Origin of the sequence: Flavobacterium zhairuonense, assembly GCF_004352915.1 — a bacterium.
Classification (GTDB): domain Bacteria; phylum Bacteroidota; class Bacteroidia; order Flavobacteriales; family Flavobacteriaceae; genus Flavobacterium; species Flavobacterium zhairuonense.
This window is the reverse complement of the sequence record NZ_SJSY01000069.1, coordinates 182,630-198,771: the sequence shown is the minus strand read 5'-3', so window position 1 is coordinate 198,771 and position 16,142 is coordinate 182,630. Positions and strand designations below refer to the sequence as shown.

The 16,142-nt window shown below is 32.2% G+C and carries 19 protein-coding genes; 5 read left to right on the top strand and 14 right to left on the bottom strand.

Annotated features, from left to right (window positions below):
• Window positions 1-54 precede the first annotated feature (54 nt).
• Complete coding sequence (locus tag EYY60_RS07635; RefSeq protein WP_132988788.1) at window positions 55-2,496, top strand: hybrid sensor histidine kinase/response regulator; 2,442 nt, start codon at window positions 55-57, stop codon at window positions 2,494-2,496.
• Here the strand turns inward: EYY60_RS07635 and EYY60_RS07630 are convergent.
• The 13 genes from EYY60_RS07630 to pdxA form a co-directional block, all read right to left on the bottom strand.
• Window positions 2,493-3,845 carry a sigma-54-dependent transcriptional regulator gene (locus tag EYY60_RS07630; protein ID WP_132988787.1) on the bottom strand — a complete coding sequence of 451 codons (1,353 nt, stop codon included), beginning with the start codon at window positions 3,843-3,845 and terminating at the stop codon, window positions 2,493-2,495. The genes EYY60_RS07635 and EYY60_RS07630 overlap by 4 nt on opposite strands.
• A gap of 149 nt (window positions 3,846-3,994) precedes the next feature.
• A complete protein-coding gene (locus EYY60_RS07625) occupies window positions 3,995-4,291 on the bottom strand; it encodes a PepSY-like domain-containing protein (protein ID WP_132988786.1) in 297 nt (98 codons plus the stop codon).
• Window positions 4,292-4,309: 18 nt separating this feature from the next.
• Window positions 4,310-4,606, bottom strand: a complete 297-nt coding sequence (locus EYY60_RS07620) for a PepSY-like domain-containing protein (RefSeq protein ID WP_132988785.1) — start codon at window positions 4,604-4,606, stop codon at window positions 4,310-4,312.
• 19 nt (window positions 4,607-4,625) lie between these two features.
• A complete protein-coding gene (locus EYY60_RS07615) occupies window positions 4,626-4,913 on the bottom strand; it encodes a hypothetical protein (RefSeq protein WP_132988784.1) in 288 nt (95 codons plus the stop codon).
• A 23-nt stretch (window positions 4,914-4,936) separates the two neighbouring features.
• Entirely contained in the window at window positions 4,937-5,233 is a 297-nt protein-coding gene (locus tag EYY60_RS07610; RefSeq protein WP_132988783.1) for a hypothetical protein, read from the bottom strand.
• A gap of 49 nt (window positions 5,234-5,282) precedes the next feature.
• The gene (locus tag EYY60_RS07605) at window positions 5,283-5,579 is read right to left on the bottom strand and encodes a hypothetical protein (protein WP_132988782.1); all 297 of its coding nucleotides are present in this window, start codon (window positions 5,577-5,579) and stop codon (window positions 5,283-5,285) included.
• A gap of 75 nt (window positions 5,580-5,654) precedes the next feature.
• Window positions 5,655-5,951, bottom strand: coding sequence for a hypothetical protein (locus EYY60_RS07600; protein WP_132988781.1), 297 nt, complete (start codon window positions 5,949-5,951; stop codon window positions 5,655-5,657).
• Between the two features lie 293 nt (window positions 5,952-6,244).
• Window positions 6,245-7,591, bottom strand: a complete 1,347-nt coding sequence (gene accC / locus EYY60_RS07595) for an acetyl-CoA carboxylase biotin carboxylase subunit (RefSeq protein WP_132988780.1) — start codon at window positions 7,589-7,591, stop codon at window positions 6,245-6,247.
• 110 nt (window positions 7,592-7,701) lie between these two features.
• The gene (gene accB, locus EYY60_RS07590) at window positions 7,702-8,187 is read right to left on the bottom strand and encodes an acetyl-CoA carboxylase biotin carboxyl carrier protein (protein WP_026728324.1); all 486 of its coding nucleotides are present in this window, start codon (window positions 8,185-8,187) and stop codon (window positions 7,702-7,704) included.
• A 23-nt stretch (window positions 8,188-8,210) separates the two neighbouring features.
• Complete coding sequence (locus EYY60_RS07585; protein WP_132988779.1) at window positions 8,211-9,209, bottom strand: beta-ketoacyl-ACP synthase III; 999 nt, start codon at window positions 9,207-9,209, stop codon at window positions 8,211-8,213.
• A 173-nt stretch (window positions 9,210-9,382) separates the two neighbouring features.
• Window positions 9,383-9,577 (bottom strand): 50S ribosomal protein L32, encoded by a 195-nt coding sequence (rpmF, locus tag EYY60_RS07580; protein ID WP_008465217.1) that lies wholly within the window; start codon window positions 9,575-9,577, stop codon window positions 9,383-9,385.
• Between the two features lie 9 nt (window positions 9,578-9,586).
• Window positions 9,587-10,129, bottom strand: coding sequence for a YceD family protein (locus EYY60_RS07575; RefSeq protein ID WP_132988778.1), 543 nt, complete (start codon window positions 10,127-10,129; stop codon window positions 9,587-9,589).
• Between the two features lie 105 nt (window positions 10,130-10,234).
• A complete protein-coding gene (gene pdxA, locus EYY60_RS07570) occupies window positions 10,235-11,284 on the bottom strand; it encodes a 4-hydroxythreonine-4-phosphate dehydrogenase PdxA (protein WP_132988777.1) in 1,050 nt (349 codons plus the stop codon).
• A gap of 57 nt (window positions 11,285-11,341) precedes the next feature.
• Between pdxA and EYY60_RS07565 the strand changes: the two genes are divergently transcribed.
• On the top strand, window positions 11,342-11,932 hold the full coding sequence (locus EYY60_RS07565) for a riboflavin synthase (RefSeq protein WP_132988776.1): 591 nt from the start codon (window positions 11,342-11,344) through the stop codon (window positions 11,930-11,932).
• A gap of 30 nt (window positions 11,933-11,962) precedes the next feature.
• Here the strand turns inward: EYY60_RS07565 and EYY60_RS07560 are convergent, their stop codons facing one another.
• Window positions 11,963-12,187, bottom strand: a complete 225-nt coding sequence (locus EYY60_RS07560) for a hypothetical protein (protein ID WP_132988775.1) — start codon at window positions 12,185-12,187, stop codon at window positions 11,963-11,965.
• A 591-nt stretch (window positions 12,188-12,778) separates the two neighbouring features.
• Between EYY60_RS07560 and EYY60_RS07555 the strand changes: the two genes are divergently transcribed.
• From EYY60_RS07555 to EYY60_RS07545, 3 genes are all read left to right on the top strand, one after another.
• Window positions 12,779-13,777, top strand: a complete 999-nt coding sequence (locus EYY60_RS07555; protein ID WP_132988774.1) for a hypothetical protein — start codon at window positions 12,779-12,781, stop codon at window positions 13,775-13,777.
• Window positions 13,778-13,849: 72 nt separating this feature from the next.
• Window positions 13,850-14,407 carry a hypothetical protein gene (locus EYY60_RS07550; RefSeq protein WP_132988773.1) on the top strand — a complete coding sequence of 186 codons (558 nt, stop codon included), beginning with the start codon at window positions 13,850-13,852 and terminating at the stop codon, window positions 14,405-14,407.
• A 151-nt stretch (window positions 14,408-14,558) separates the two neighbouring features.
• Window positions 14,559-16,115, top strand: coding sequence for a PDDEXK family nuclease (locus EYY60_RS07545; protein ID WP_132988772.1), 1,557 nt, complete (start codon window positions 14,559-14,561; stop codon window positions 16,113-16,115).
• Window positions 16,116-16,142: the final 27 nt, after the last annotated feature.

Here is a 16,142-nt window from a genome sequence, read left to right as displayed (position 1 = left end):
TAAATTGCAGTGAATTCTAATGGTAAAACTTCAAAATTTCAACAATAACAATCTATGGAGAGCAAAAAAAGTTATACAGCAATCAAAGTGCTCTTCAGTTATGTTGCATTATTGGCGTTAGTGGTTACCGTAGGATGGTTTTTGTATTCTGAAAATGTCGTTTACAACAAATTGGAAGACAAGATTGCGTTTGAAAAAACAAAGATTTTAAGAGTCAGCAAATTATTTTCGAATGTCTATAAAACAGAAAGCTTAGCACGAAAAACTATTCAGACCAATTCTGATAAAGACTTTAAAAGCTACGTTATTGAAACCGATTCGCTCCGCGCCCGAATCGATACTTTGAAACAAATTGTTACTACAGAATATCAAAAAGTCCTTTTAGACAGCGTGACTTATTTATTGGCAGAAAAAACCAAAAATATTCAGCAACTTAAAACCATAAAAAACAAGGCCGATGATGAAGTCTCTGTAAATTCAGCTATTGATGAAATTACGAAAATGGAGTTCAAACTCCGCAAATTAGAACTTCAAGATTTCACTAAAAATCCGAATCAGCTAGGCGCTTATCAAAAAAATGTGCTTCAAAAATATGTTGATTATCTCAATCAAAATATTCCTGATGACAGTACAAATACATTAAGCAAAAAAGCTTCTGATTCGATTTTGGCCAATTCCAAAAAACTTTTGAGCTCGGTAAAATTGAGAGCTGAAAAGAAAAAAGAATCTTTGAATTTTGAAGAAAACAAATTGCTGAAAAACGAAATTGCGATTTCTGAACAACTTCGAAAAGTACTCCGAATTATTGAGCGGGAAATCATCATCAACTCAATAAAAAACAATTCATTAAAAGAAAAATCGCTTAAAAAAGTCAATGAAATCGTAACGGCTTCGGCGATTATCGGTTTGGTGTTGACTATTTTCTTTTCCATTTTGATTGTAAGCGATTATTCAAAATCACAGTTGTATAAAAAACAGCTTGAAATCGCAAATTTCAAAACAAAAAACCTCCTAAAAAGCCGTGAACAATTGATCTCGACTGTAAGTCATGATTTAAAAACACCTTTGAGCACCATAGTTGGTTATTCAGAACTATTGGGCAATTCAGATATTAATACAAAACAGTCCTATTTCATTAAAAACATCAAAAATTCATCTGAATATATCACGCAATTAGTTCAGGATTTGCTTGATTTCTCCCAAATTGAAGCAGGAAAAATTACGATTGAAAAAGTTCCGTTTCTTTTGCCCGAAGTTATTGACGAAGTAGCTAAAAGCATACAAACAGTTTACAAACAGAAAAAGATTGATTTAATAATTAATGTTGATGAAAAATTAAATGCGAAAATTGTTGGCGATCCTTTTCGACTGAAACAGATTTTGACCAATATCATTGGAAACGCGTATAAATTTACAGAAGATGGCTATATCAGAATCAGTGCTTTTTTGACTGAAAAAAATGATTTTTTCGCCATTAGTATTGAAGATACAGGAATTGGAATTGAAAAAGGAAATCAGAAATTAGTTTTTGAAGAATTTGCTCAGGCGAATGAAAACATTGAAAAAAAATATGGCGGAACAGGCTTAGGACTTTTCATTTGCCAAAAAATCATTTCAATTCTTGGCGGAAGTTTGCAACTCGAAAGTATTTTTGGCCAAGGAAGCACTTTTGAAATTCAGTTGCCTTTATTATTCGACACCAGTACAAATACAACCGAAGAAATAAAAAAACCTGCATTTCAAAATCAGAATATCAGACCACAAACTTTTGTTGTTATTGATGATGATATTAATTTATTGAATTTAACGAGTGGTGTCTTAAGACAAGAAAAACATCAGGTTTTGTCTTTTAACAGCGCCATCAAAGCCTTGGAATCCATTGAAAAAACTAATTTTGATTTTGTAATTACCGACATTCAAATGCCGGAAATGGATGGTTTTATGTTTTTGAAAAAACTTAAAAGCACTTCATTTTATAAAAATCAGCCCGTGATTGCTTTGACTGGAAGAACCGATTTAGAAACCTCAGTTTATTCAGATTGCGGCTTTACAACTGTGGTAAAAAAACCTTATTCGCCAAGGATATTACTCGACACGATCCGAATAATTTCTGAAAGTGACAGCTTGCCAAAAGATATTCTAAATGAAACGCCTGAAAAATCAAATTCTCAATTGTATTCTTTGGACACCTTAAAAGAATTTCTGGCCAACGACAAAAATGCTTTAAATGATGTTTTAAAATCTTTTATAGAAAGTACAGATGAAAATTTAGCTTATCTAGAAAATGCAATAAACGATGAAAATAAAGATGAAATAAATGCTATCGCGCATCGCATTGCGCCTATGTTCAAGCAAATTGAAGCAAACGAAATTGCGGGTATTCTATTAAACCTAGAGAAAAACGAATTTGAAATTACTACAATAAAAAATATTCAAACCGATCTAAAAGCCAAAATCAAATCGCTTTTTGAAGTCTTGGAACAGGAAATCGTTTAATCGATGTTGTATTGCTTCAATTTATTATAAAGAGTCTTTCTGGTAATCTTAAGCAGTTTTGCGGCTTCAGACTTATTGTTTTGTGTTTTTGACAATGCATGGATAATGGTTTCCTTTTCATTATCTGACAAAGAAAAACTACCCGTTGTTTCTGCCGAGTTTTGTTTCTGAATCTGAAAAAATTCTGCTGGAAGTACTTCGCTTTCTATATAATCGCCACGCGTTAAAAGTGTAGCGCGTTTTACGCAATTTTGGAGTTCCCTCAAATTTCCAGGCCAATTGTATTTTTGAAAAATCGATACAACTTCTGGCGAAAATCCGATGATATCTTTGTTTAGTTGCTGATTGGCTTTTTCAAGAAAATAATCGGCAAAAACCATCAAATCTTCTTCTCTGTCTTTTAATGAAGGAGACAGAATAGAAAATTCATTGATTCTATGGTATAAATCTTCTCTAAAATCGCCGTTTTTCACTGCTTCACGCAAATCTTCATTTGTTGCCGTTATAATTCGGATATCGACGTTTATTTCTTTATTGCTTCCAACTGGTTTTATTTTTCGCTCCTGAAGCGCTCTCAAAAGTTGGATTTGATTTTCATAAGAAAGATTTCCAATTTCATCTAAAAAAAGCGTTCCGCCGTTTGCAGCTTCAAAATACCCCATTTTATCACTTATCGCTCCGGTAAAAGATCCTTTTAAATGCCCAAAGAATTCACTTGCTGCCAATTCTTTCGGAATGGCGCCACAATCAACTGCAATAAAATTATTGTTTTTGCGAGTGCTTTGCTGATGAATGCTTTTCGCTATAATTTCTTTCCCAGTACCGCTCTCACCAATAATCAAAACTGACATGTCTGTTGGACTTACCAATTGAATATGATCTAGCAATTTTCGAGAAGCAACGGAAATTCCTTTGACGAATTCATTTTCTGAAGAAACTTGTTTTTTAGTTGGCTTTTTTTCTTTAGAAACAACTTCTTCGACTTCATTATTATTTTGCAGCGCGTTTGTAATAACTAATAAAACCTCATCAGGATTGAATGGCTTCGAAATATAGTCAGCTGCACCATTTTTGATTGCTTTTACAGCTGTATTTACATCAGAATAGCCTGTCATCATGACAACAGGAATATGAGGATGCGAATTTTTAAATTCTGTCATTAGTCCTATGCCATCAGAATCTGGCAAGCGAAGATCTGTCAAAATCAAATCAAATGATTCGCTTTTGATTGCTGCTCTGGCTTCTGCTGCAGAGAAAGCTATAGTTACATCGTATGCTTTTTTTATTAGAAACTTCTCTAATAATTTACAAAACGAAATATCATCTTCTATCAATAATATTTTTGACATCTGTTTTTAAGGACTTTTTTTGCTAAAATAATACTATTAAAGTTGTATTTTCACAAAATTATGCAAAAAAAAAAGAGACTGCTATAAGCAATCTCTTTTTCACCAAAAACATAAATCTAATTCACCTAATTATATTTATAATATATTTATTATATTTTCAGCCAATTGCCATTGACATCTGAGTAAACAGTAGCCTTTTGGTCCTTAACTGATATTTCTAATTTGTATTCTTTTTTCTCGTTTACATACGCTTTTTCCAATTTTGCATTTGGATAAGCAGTTTGCAGAGCAGTTTTTACAGCCGCCGGAACAGCGTCTGCAGTTACTTCCGTATATTCTGTTTGAACTGAAACCGACATTGCTGTTTTATTTGGAGTAGTTGTTGCATTTACGGGAACAGACAAACTTGCCAGAATAACAACTGCTGCTAGGGCTAACTTTTTCATATTGCTCAAGATTTAGAATTATTTTTTAATAATGTTTCCAGAAGCATCTGTAAAAACAGTGTACTTTTTATCTCCACTAGAAATTTCTAGTTTGTACTCATTCTTTTCGTTTTTATACGCTTTTTCAAGCTTAGTATTTGGAAAAGATTTCTCAATCGTAGATTTTACAGCAGCCGGAACGGCATCTGCACCAATTTCAGTAAATTCATTTTGAATATGAACTGATTGTACCATTTCATTTGTTACTGCAACATTTGTTGCTTGCATTGACAAAGCTCCCAAAAGAACTGCTGCCGATAAGATTAACTTTTTCATAGTGGGGATAATTTATTAGTTACTTTTTAAGAATGTTTCCTTGTGCATCAGTGTAAACAGTTGATTTTACATCACGAACGATAATTTCTATTTTGTATTCTTTTTTATCGTTTACGTAAGCTTTTTCAAGTTTTACACCAGGATAAGCATTATCCAAAGCTGTTTTTATTGCTGCCGGAACAGCATCAACTTCTTTGTACTCATCTTGAAATTTTACTAATTCTGTTGTTGATCCAACAACAATCGGTGTGGCTTGTATTGACAGTCCACCTAAAAGTATGGCTGCCGATAAGAATATCTTTTTCATAATGATAATTTTTTAGTTAGTGATTATTTTTTCACCCAAGATCCGTCTGCGTTAGCATACAAAGAACCAACTTTGTCGCCTACAGTAATCTCCAATTTATATTGAGAAGCAGCATTTTTGTATGCTTTGTTCAAAACTGCATCTGGATATGCTTTTTTAAGTGCATTTGTTACTGCAGCTGGAACTTCTTCATTTTTAATTTCTGTAAATTCATCTTGGATTGAAATTGATTTTACGGTTGTAATTGCGATTGGCGAAGTTGAAGCAAATGATGTTAAACTTCCCAAAACGATTGCGGCTGATAAAAATAAATTTTTCATAGTGTGTATATTTAATAGAGTTAATTAATTTGATTGGAACAAAAAGGGATTATTTTTTAATCCAAGTCCCGTCTGCATTAGCATAAAGAGATCCTACTTTATCTCCTACTGCAACTTCTAGTTTGTATTGTGACGCAGTATTTTTGTAAGCTTTATTTAAAACTGCATCTGGATATGCTTTTTTAAGAGCATCTGTAACTACAGAAGGAACTTCTTCTAATTTAATTTCAGTGTACTCGTCTTGAATTGAAATTGTTTTTACGATTGAATTTGATATTGGAGAAGTTGAAGCAAATGATGTTAAACCTCCCAAAACGATTGCGGCTGATAGAAATAAATTTTTCATGATAATAGTATTTTAAAATCGTTAATTTAATTTTAGTATTTTTTATTTGTAAATACACGGAACGCGTCTTTTAGATTATTTTTGAATCCAAGTTCCGTCTGCGTTTGCAAAAAGATTTCCTTCTTTCCCTCCAACTGTTACATCTAGTTTATACTGTGCTTTTTCATTTTTGTATGCTTTAGAAACTACTGCATTTGGAAATGATTTTTTTAATGCCTCAGTTATTGGAGCTGGCAATTCTTCTAATTTGATTTCAGTATATTCATCTTGAATAGAAATCGTTTTTATAATAGAATCTTCAATTGAAGAATTTGCTGCGAATGAAGTTAAACTTCCCAAAACAATAGCGGCTGATAAGAATAGCTTTTTCATAATGTATATTTTAGTTTTGTTTGTAGTTGTTTACGCTTTAGATAATGAAATTATTATGCCGTAAACCACAAATTGCACTTCACATTACTTAAACCCTTGTTTTTAAAGGAATTTTCGAGATCATGCCAAAAAAAGACATTTTAAAAAAGTGTGTAATCCGATTGAAATGTGTGTAATTTTTACACACTCTAAGTGTTTCCTGCCCCAATAAAACGACAAAACCCAGCGAGAAATAAAACTCGCTGGGTTGAGATGAAATAAAAAAGGCTGCCGAAAACCGACAGCCTTTAAAATTATTCTTGACTATTCATTTTGAATGTTTCCATAAAAGCAGTTGTATAATCACCTGCAATATATTTTGGATCATCCATTAATTGTCTGTGGAAAGGTATTGTAGTTTTCACACCTTCGATTACGAATTCGTCAAGAGCTCTTCTCATTTTACTGATAGCTTCTTCACGAGATTGTGCAGTTGTGATCAACTTAGCAATCATAGAATCATAGTTTGGCGGAATACTATAACCAGAATAAACGTGAGTATCTAAACGAACTCCGTGTCCTCCTGGCATATGAAGTGTAGTAATTTTTCCTGGTGAAGGACGAAAATCGTTATAAGGATCTTCAGCATTAATACGAACCTCGATAGCGTGTAATTGTGGCAAATAATTTTTCCCTGAGATCGGAATACCAGCTGCTACCATAATTTGCTCGCGAATCAAATCGTAATCAATTACCTGCTCAGTAATTGGGTGCTCAACTTGAATACGAGTATTCATTTCCATGAAGTAGAAATTTCTGTGTTTATCAACCAAAAATTCTACAGTTCCAGCTCCTTCATATTTAATGAACTCTGCCGCTTTTACAGCAGCTTCTCCCATTCTTGTACGAAGTTCGTCTGTCATGAAAGGCGAAGGTGTTTCTTCAGTAAGTTTTTGGTGACGACGTTGAACCGAACAATCTCTTTCAGAAAGGTGGCATGCTTTTCCGTAAGAATCCCCAACAACTTGAATTTCGATATGACGTGGCTCTTCAATAAGTTTTTCCATGTACATTCCGTCATTTCCAAATGCTGCAGCAGCTTCTTGACGTGCACTTTCCCAAGCTTTTAAAAGGTCTTCTTCTTTCCAGATGGCACGCATTCCTTTTCCACCACCACCAGCAGTCGCTTTCATCATCACAGGGTAACCAATTTCTGCTGCTGTTTTTTGTGCATGTTCGTAAGATTCTAACAATCCGTCTGAACCTGGCACACATGGAACTCCTGCTGCTTTCATTGTAGCTTTCGCAGAAGCTTTATCTCCCATTCTGTCGATCATTTCAGGAGCTGCACCAATAAATTTGATTCCGTGCTCTTGACAAATTTTTGAGAATTTAGCATTCTCAGAAAGAAAACCGTATCCTGGGTGTATTGCATCTGCATTTGTGATTTCTGCAGCAGCAATGATATTTGACATTTTTAAGTACGATAAGTTACTTGGCGGGGGACCAATACAAACCGCTTCATCAGCAAACTTAACATGCAAGCTTTCCGCATCGGCTGTAGAGTAAACGGCAACCGTTTTAATTCCCATTTCCTTGCATGTACGAATTACACGAAGTGCAATTTCTCCTCTATTCGCAATTAATATTTTTTTAAACATCTTATTTTAATTAGATAATTAGACAATTTGATAATTAGATAATTTTAGATGATTACAAAATTTCTTAATGTGAATCGATCTAAAATCTAAAATCTAAAATCTAAATTTATTTATGATGGATCTACTAAGAATAAAGGTTGATCAAATTCAACTGGAGACATATCGTCAACAAGAATTTTAACAATTTTTCCTGACACTTCAGATTCGATTTCGTTGAATAATTTCATTGCTTCAATTACGCAAAGAACATCTCCTTTAGATACAGTACTTCCTACTTCAGTGAAAACAGGTTTGTCTGGAGATGGTTTTCTATAGAATGTTCCAATGATAGGAGATTTTATAGTAACATATTTAGAATCGTTAGCAGCTGGCGCTTCTGGAGTTACATTTACAACAACTGGCGCAGCAACTTGCGGAGCAGCAGCTTGTGGCAATGCAGCTTGAGCTGGCAATTGCTGTACATAAGTAGCCTCAGTAACATTTGTTTCTAAAGTTGTTCTGATAGTGATTTTTACATCATCCATTTCCAACTTTACTTCAGCAACTCCCGAATTTGCTACAAATTTGATTAGGTTTTGAATTTCTTTTAAATCCATAATGATTCGTTTTTAGTTTTAATTTATTTCTTATCGTAAGCCCACTTTAAGTAGATTGATCCCCAAGTGAATCCACCACCAAAAGCAGCAAAGATTACATTATCTCCTTTTTTAAGCTTGTCTTCAAAATCAGCTAATACTAATGGTAAAGTTCCAGAAGTAGTATTACCATATCTTTCAATGTTTATCAAAACTTTAGATTCTTCTAATTCCAATCTTCCAGCGGTAGCATCAATAATACGTTTATTAGCTTGGTGTGGCACTAACCAGTCAACATCTTGATTTGTCAAATTGTTTCTTTGCAAAATCAATTCGCTGGCATCTGCCATATTTGTAACAGCATATTTGAAAACAGTTTTACCGTCTTGCATAATATTGTGCTGTCTGTTTTTTACAGTTTCTTCTGAAGGTGGAATCAAAGAACCTCCTGCAGGGATTTTAAGAAAATCGCGTCCAACACCATCACTTCTTAAATATTCATCCTGCAAGCCTAAGCCTTCATAATTTGGTTCAAAAAGAACTGCTCCAGCTCCATCACCAAAAATGATACAAGTTGCTCTATCTTTGTAATCTACGATTGACGACATTTTATCTGCGCCAATTAAAAGTACTTTTTTGTAACGTCCAGACTGTACATAAGCAGCTGCAGTTGACATTCCGTATAAGAAACTTGAACATGCAGCTTGCAAATCATATGCAAATGCATTTGTTGCTCCAATTTCTGTAGCAACATAAACTCCCGTAGAAGCCACCATCATATCTGGTGTTGCTGTTGCCATTATAACCATATCAATCTCAAGCGGATCAATATTTGCTTTTGCAATTAAATCCTGAGCTGCTTTTATTGCAAGGTATGATGTTCCTTTATCAGCATCTTTCAGAATTCTTCTTTCTTTAATTCCTGTACGAGTGGTAATCCATTCGTCATTGGTATCTACCATTGTTTCCAATACTTTGTTCGAAAGCACAAAGTCTGGAACGTAGCCTCCAACAGCGGTAATTGCGGCTGTGATTGTATTCATTATATTCTATTATTTCCTTTCAAATACAGAGTATTTGAAAAATTTTTAAAAGACTTGAAAATTACAAAAAAAAACGTAACGAATTTGTCTATATTTTCCTAAAAAACGAAAATTATAACCAACAAAAAAAACTCTCACTATGTGAGAGTTCTAGTATAATTTACAAAAACGTATTAAGCAACCGCTTCAGATTTATCGATAACAACTTGCCCTCTGTAGTACATTTTACCTTCATGCCAGTAAGCTCTGTGGTATAAATGTGCCTCACCTGTAATAGGGCATGTAGCGATTTGAGCTACAGTAGCTTTATAATGTGTTCTTCTCTTATCTCTTCTTGTTTTCGAGGTTTTTCTCTTAGGATGTGCCATTTTACTATATTATTTATCCGTTAATAGTTTCTTTAATTTTTCCCAACGCGGGTCAATATCTTCTTCTTTGTTACTCTCTTCCTTTTGTTCTTTTACACTTAATTCATTCAATTTTGTCAAAGCATCTGTTTTCAGACTTCCATCTTTAACACCTGGATGAATTCTTTTTTGAGGTACAGAAAGCGCGATCATTTCATAAATATATTGCGCCACATCAATCTCATGCTCACCATGTGGTAAAATCAACAACTCTTCATTATCATCATTGAATTCTTCTCCAAAACGAACAATCAACTTCATTTTCCCTTTTATAGGCAAATCAAAATCCTCGCCTGTCAGATCACAAGGCACATTTACTGTTCCTTTGTGTTTGAATTCTAACTCTAACATATTACTCTTCTTATCGAAAAGCAAATTGACTTTAATATCTGAACTTTGAAACTCATCGTACTCAAAGTCCTTAAAGAACGTGTTATTTATTTGATACTCAAAATGGTGTTTTCCTAGTTTTAATCCTACGAAAGGAATTAAAAATTCTTTTGTTTTGCTCATTTCAACATCAATTTGATCAATTCAATTCTAAAACTAGATATCTGAATTGGGGTGCAAAGATATAAAATTATTACAAATCTAATAATCTTATTCACCTTTTTTTGTTTATAACTGTTTTTCTTTTATTTTTAGAGGTTTTTGGCTAATCTCCTCATACTGATTACGCGAGCGAAAAATATCGATCGCAAGATAAACCGCTTCTTTAAACGAATTAAAATCTGCCATGTCTTTTCCAGCAATATCATAAGCTGTACCATGATCTGGCGAAGTCCTCACTTTATTGAGACCTGCTGTATAATTCACTCCTTTTCCAAAAGACAATGTTTTGAAAGGAATCAACCCTTGATCATGATATGCTGCAACAATTGCGTCATATTTTTCATACTGACCGCTTCCAAAAAAACCATCTGCTGGAAATGGACCAAAAACCATTGTTCCAGCATCAAACATTTTTTTTAAAACTGGCTTTAAAACCAAATCATCTTCTTTCCCGATAACGCCGCCATCACCTGCGTGCGGATTCAATCCTAAAACTGCAATTTTTGGCTTTACGATACTAAAATCCTGAATCAACGATTTTCTTATTGTTTCAATTTTTCTGGTAATCAATTCTTCAGTCAAATGCGACGAAACTTCATTTAACGGCACATGATCCGTCAAAAGCCCCACTCTCAAGTTATCTTGCACCATCATCATCAAAGCATCGCCTTCTAACTCTTTATCTAAATAATCCGTATGACCAGGAAACTTAAACTCCTCTGACTGGATATTATATTTATTTATTGGAGCAGTAACCAGAACATCTATCAAACCTTCTTTCAAAGCTTTAGTTGCCGCCGTAAATGATTTAATAGCATATTCTCCAATTTTCTCATCATTTTTACCAAAGCTAATATCAACACCTTCTTTCCAAAGATTGAAAACATTGACTTTTCCTGGCAAAACTTGCTCTAATTTATCTACGCCATGAAACTGAACCGAAGATGTAAAACTCTTTTTCACAAAAGACAATATTTTGGCATTTGCAAAAATAACCGGCGTACATAGCTCCAGCATACGAGAATCCTCGAATGTTTTCAATATAACTTCGCTTCCAATACCGTTTAAATCTCCAACTGAAATTCCAACAATTATATTTTCTGCTTTTTTATTCATGAGCTCAGCTTATTTATTACTAATTTTGATGTGCAAATTTAGTAAAATAAAACAACAATGTTCACAGGAATTATAGAAACCCTAGGAAGGGTTCATGAAATACAAAAAGATCAAAACAATCTTCACATCACAATCGACTCCTCTTTTACCAACGAACTAAAAATTGACCAAAGCGTTTCACATAATGGAATCTGCTTGACAGTTGTTGCCATAAAAGATTCTTTTTATACTGTAACCGCGATTGATGAAACGATTTTAAAAACTAATATTGGAGACTGGAAAACAGGAGACGTTGTCAATCTTGAACGTGGCATGAAACTCGGCGATCGTCTGGACGGACATATTGTGCAAGGACACGTAGATCAAATCGGGACATGCGTAAAAATCGAAGAAGCCAATGGAAGTTGGAATTACACTTTTGAATACGACAAAAACCTTAACAACATTACAATAGAAAAAGGTTCTATTACAGTAAATGGTGTAAGTCTTACTGTTGTAAATTCAAAAACAAATGAATTTAGCGTTTCGATAATCCCTTACACTTTTGAGAACACTAACTTTAAAAACTTTAAAGTTGGAACAAAAATAAATTTAGAATTTGATGTTGTTGGCAAATACATTTCAAGATTGTACGCCATAAACAAGTAAAACAAAATTACTCACAAAAAAAGCTTCAATTTACATTGAAGCTTTTTTTGTTAAATTATATCTGCGAATTGCATATATCCCAAATAATATTGCACATCCCATCAAAACAGCTAAATTCTCATCAATTGGGCCTGGTGGCGGAGGCGGTGGACCTGACTGTTGTGGCACAGGCATCGATGAAGGAGCAGCCAAAATACTCGAAACAGTCATTAAGACAATACAAACTGCAAAAAAAATACTTTTCTTTATCTTCATAAGTTTAAACTTGCCTAGACAAGCGGTTTTAAATTAGACTTGGGGTCTTTTATGAAATTTCGTACAAGCCCTAATAATAAAGAGCTTCACCCGACAAATGTAGAAGATTTTTACAGAAATACAACCCTAAAAACAAAAAAAGCTTCATAAAATTTTATGAAGCTTTTGTTCTTAAGTGGTCCCACCTGGGCTCGAACCAGGGACCACCTGATTATGAGTAACACAACTATTAAACTGCATATCTGGGTAATAATCACTTACAAATCTGCATAATTACAAAATCCATCATTTTTATGCATTTTTCCACTTAACAAGTGCACTCTTAAATCTAAAATCTAATTCCAAATCAAAGGCAATTGAAAAGATTACAAAAAACTTTTTCTTAAGAAAATACAAAATCACAGATTACAATCTTACCCTAAAATCTAGCAAGTTAAAAATATTTATTAGATAATTTGTAAAGATTAAAACGTATATTAGATTTTACAATAACTCTATAACAACCACTTACATATGCGCAATTTTAGATAGATATTCTGCAACAAAACCCATCCATTCAAAAAATGTTAAACAATTTTCAAAACAATGAATATGAAGAACCATTATCCCCTCCACGAATTAAATTTTAAGAATGCTTCAGCTGAAGAACAGCTGCGAACACGAAAAGTATTTGAAGATTTAAAAAAAAGAGCTCATGATGGTAAAACATTCTTAGAAAGAGAAAAAGATTTTTTCTGCACCTGCCTTAAGTTATCACAATGGAATGATGGACACATACATGAATTTGAAATATGTAACGATTACGAATTTAAAGAATTATATTTAACTTATTTCCATAATAATCTAGAAGGTCCTTTTTTCAAAGTACACAAAACCCAAATAATAGAGGTATCTCCAGATGAACAAATTAAAGATTTTGCTTATTTAATGAAAGTTGCTGACGAATGGTCAAAGCAAATTGAAATTGAAAATCACAAAAATCCAATTCTTCAGGAAATAGGTTTCGAAACAAGAAGAGATTTAAAGTCTTTAAGCCAAAAATTTACAGGTTTAAATAGAATTTTCCGCAAACAAAAAGACGATTACAAATTAAGAAAAGATAAAATTATTTTACAATCTAAATTCATTTATTTACTTGTAAAATCAGTAATAGAAAACAATGATAATAAAGATTTTGAAATTCCTTTTTCAAATGAAACAATAGAATTCACAATATATTCTTTAGTGCACATTGTAAGTAGACATTATGCCGAACCTATAAAACAAAATGAAGATAAAACTTATCATTATGAGAACTTTTTTCCAACTGAGTTACATATAGATTTGAAAAATATTTTATTAGAAATAGACAAATTAAATTTGATTGACATAAACAAAACTGATAATATAATATTTAAATTTAAAGGTGTACATTATAGATTATACATTCAAAAAAGATTTAAACAAGTAAAAGGCATAAAAGGGAATATACAATTTTTTAGAATTCAGACTTTTTATCCATTATACTCTCAAGAAGATTTTGAAATGCTTCAAAAGGAATATAATGAAAATAAAATTATGGATGAATTAAGTGTTTTTATCCATAAATAATTTAATTCCTAAACCAACAATTTTTAAATATTATCAGAAACACAACACTACAAACTAACTTTACATATTAAGATGAATCAATTATTAATTTTAACTAGCACTTGGGGGACCAACTCAGATATTTTACAAACTATATGTGCTGTAATAGCTGTTCCTGCAACATTAATTACTATATATAAACTGATGTCAAGAGACAAAGAAAGAGAAAAAGAGATTGAAAAAATAACAGATATTGCTGACAAACTAACATTACTAGTCACTCAACAAAAACAGCAAGATAAAAATATAAGAAGACCAACTATAATAGTTAAAGTGGAAGTTTTGGGAAATAATAGAATTAAATTTCACTTTACTAATTCTAATAAAAATTGTGCAATAATTTCTATTGATGTTGAATACGACATTAATAACGAAGAATGCATTAATTCAACTATAAACACAGATGACGGAAATCAATTATTCTATACCGATTGTACTTTGAAAAACCGATTAACACTTCATAATTTTCTAATGATTTACAATACAGAAGAAGGATATCAATACAAACAACAAATAACTCTTTTTAATGACAATAAAATTAGCACTTCTATTGTATATGACAGTGAAAAATTAAAAAAGGTCATTGAATAAGAAGACGATGAAGAAAACCATTATTCCCCTATCAAAAACACTTTTAGGTTTACATAATACTACTATGCTCAGACATACTAAATCTCGAAAAAATAAGCCCTTAATATAATCTATACTTTCAATAAACTAATTAACGACAATTACATTAAAAATGAATTATATAGTAACCGATTTTCAAGAACTTGACATTGAAATTTTCAAAAAGGAAATTTCTAAAGGTATAGAATTTGAAATTTCATTTCCACTTTCTTCAATTGGTTATTCTCAAAGTAGGATTGATGTTATTCGTGATTATTCAGAAGTTTCTTTTTGTTCTGAAAAAATAGTCCAATATATTACTGTATTGAATTCTAATTTTGTTATACGTGATAAATATTACACGGATTTTAAAATAAGGTGCATAGCTATTGATGTTGAAAGTCTGACAGACGAATTATTGTATTTCTCTGAAATGATAAACGGGGAGTTTATTTTATATGACGAATTAGATAGTATGTCATTTCTAGATGAAATTTCTGAACATGAAGAAAATTACAATAAGGGAGTTTTTGTATTTCCTGAATTAATAAATAATTATTGGGCAAATTTAATAAATGGCGCTTATTGGGAAATCGCATCTGAATATTATGAATCGGAAAGTAAATTTTTTAATAAAACATACAAAAAGTTTCCTGAACACCGTTTTGGTTTTTGGAAGGGACCGCTATCAAATAAATTCAAAGAGACTATTTATTTTTCTACTGAAAGCTGGATAATCCCTCCGAATAGTAACACATTAATTGCTTTGAAAGCATACTCTGGAATAGAAGAAAAGGATTTGCTCCTTGAGGATTCGGATAAGATTGAATATAAAGGAAGAACGGTCTTAATAAATAACTTCACAGCTGTATACTTTAATTATCATGAACAACTATTAAATGCTATTAAGTGTACTGAAAGAGTTCTAAATAGGAATAAAACTCCAGAAAACAATAAAATAAACGAAAGCAATACTTTAAATCTATTTGGAGAAAATATAAATCAAAAAAACAGAAAAAAAAGGACAAATTACCATAGTGATATCAATATTGATAAAACTAAAATCAAATATAAACTTTCTGAATATGGAGATGTAGTTACTATTGAATACAATAAATTTACGCACGTCTTTTTCGTAAACAATACTTTAAACTTTCAAGAAATTAAAGATTTGCATGCCTTTCTATTTCCAGCCTATTCCAAGACACAAAACTTAATAAACATGTCTATTTCAGAGAATTGCAATTGGCAAGAATTAAATGACGATATTTTTGAAGAACTTTGCTACGATATTCTTTATTGTCATCCATATTTTGACCATTCAACAATTCAAAAAATGGGCAAATCTAGGTCAAGAGACGGAGGTCGCGATATCACAATAAAGACACGAAAAAATCCAACTAAGGAGCAAGAATTGTATATTTTTCAATGCAAATTTTTTTCCGATGATAAATCCTTGTCTGCTACAAAAATTGCAAATGCAGGAAATGTTATTATGCAATACGGAGCAAAAGGCTATGGAGTGTTTACTACGACTGTAATTGATGCAACCTTATATGACATGCTTGATGGATTCAATAGAAATATGGATATTGATGTATCCTTCACTTGGTCTAAATATGAATTGGAAAGACATCTAAATCAATATCAGTTAATAAAAAATAAATACTTTAAAAAAAATAAAGGCTAAGAAATTATGAAAAAACTAGAAAACTTA

Bases quoted from the DNA above. Each gene is read 5' to 3' on its own strand.
- EYY60_RS07575 (WP_132988778.1), bottom strand. From the start codon at position 10,129: ATGAGCAAAACAAAAGAATTTTTAATTCCTTTCGTAGGATTAAAACTA.
- rpmF (WP_008465217.1), bottom strand. From the start codon at position 9,577: ATGGCACATCCTAAGAGAAAAACCTCGAAAACAAGAAGAGATAAGAGA.
- EYY60_RS07565 (WP_132988776.1), top strand. From the start codon at position 11,342: ATGTTCACAGGAATTATAGAAACCCTAGGAAGGGTTCATGAAATACAA.
- EYY60_RS07635 (WP_132988788.1), top strand. From the start codon at position 55: ATGGAGAGCAAAAAAAGTTATACAGCAATCAAAGTGCTCTTCAGTTAT.
- EYY60_RS07630 (WP_132988787.1), bottom strand. From the start codon at position 3,845: ATGTCAAAAATATTATTGATAGAAGATGATATTTCGTTTTGTAAATTA.
- EYY60_RS07585 (WP_132988779.1), bottom strand. From the start codon at position 9,209: ATGAATACAATCACAGCCGCAATTACCGCTGTTGGAGGCTACGTTCCA.
- EYY60_RS07625 (WP_132988786.1), bottom strand. From the start codon at position 4,291: ATGAAAAAGTTAGCCCTAGCAGCAGTTGTTATTCTGGCAAGTTTGTCT.
- EYY60_RS07600 (WP_132988781.1), bottom strand. From the start codon at position 5,951: ATGAAAAAGCTATTCTTATCAGCCGCTATTGTTTTGGGAAGTTTAACT.
- pdxA (WP_132988777.1), bottom strand. From the start codon at position 11,284: ATGAATAAAAAAGCAGAAAATATAATTGTTGGAATTTCAGTTGGAGAT.
- EYY60_RS07550 (WP_132988773.1), top strand. From the start codon at position 13,850: ATGAATCAATTATTAATTTTAACTAGCACTTGGGGGACCAACTCAGAT.
- accB (WP_026728324.1), bottom strand. From the start codon at position 8,187: ATGGATTTAAAAGAAATTCAAAACCTAATCAAATTTGTAGCAAATTCG.
- EYY60_RS07615 (WP_132988784.1), bottom strand. From the start codon at position 4,913: ATGAAAAAGATATTCTTATCGGCAGCCATACTTTTAGGTGGACTGTCA.
- EYY60_RS07555 (WP_132988774.1), top strand. From the start codon at position 12,779: ATGAAGAACCATTATCCCCTCCACGAATTAAATTTTAAGAATGCTTCA.
- EYY60_RS07620 (WP_132988785.1), bottom strand. From the start codon at position 4,606: ATGAAAAAGTTAATCTTATCGGCAGCAGTTCTTTTGGGAGCTTTGTCA.
- EYY60_RS07605 (WP_132988782.1), bottom strand. From the start codon at position 5,579: ATGAAAAATTTATTTCTATCAGCCGCAATCGTTTTGGGAGGTTTAACA.
- EYY60_RS07545 (WP_132988772.1), top strand. From the start codon at position 14,559: ATGAATTATATAGTAACCGATTTTCAAGAACTTGACATTGAAATTTTC.
- accC (WP_132988780.1), bottom strand. From the start codon at position 7,591: ATGTTTAAAAAAATATTAATTGCGAATAGAGGAGAAATTGCACTTCGT.
- EYY60_RS07560 (WP_132988775.1), bottom strand. From the start codon at position 12,187: ATGAAGATAAAGAAAAGTATTTTTTTTGCAGTTTGTATTGTCTTAATG.
- EYY60_RS07610 (WP_132988783.1), bottom strand. From the start codon at position 5,233: ATGAAAAATTTATTTTTATCAGCCGCAATCGTTTTGGGAAGTTTAACA.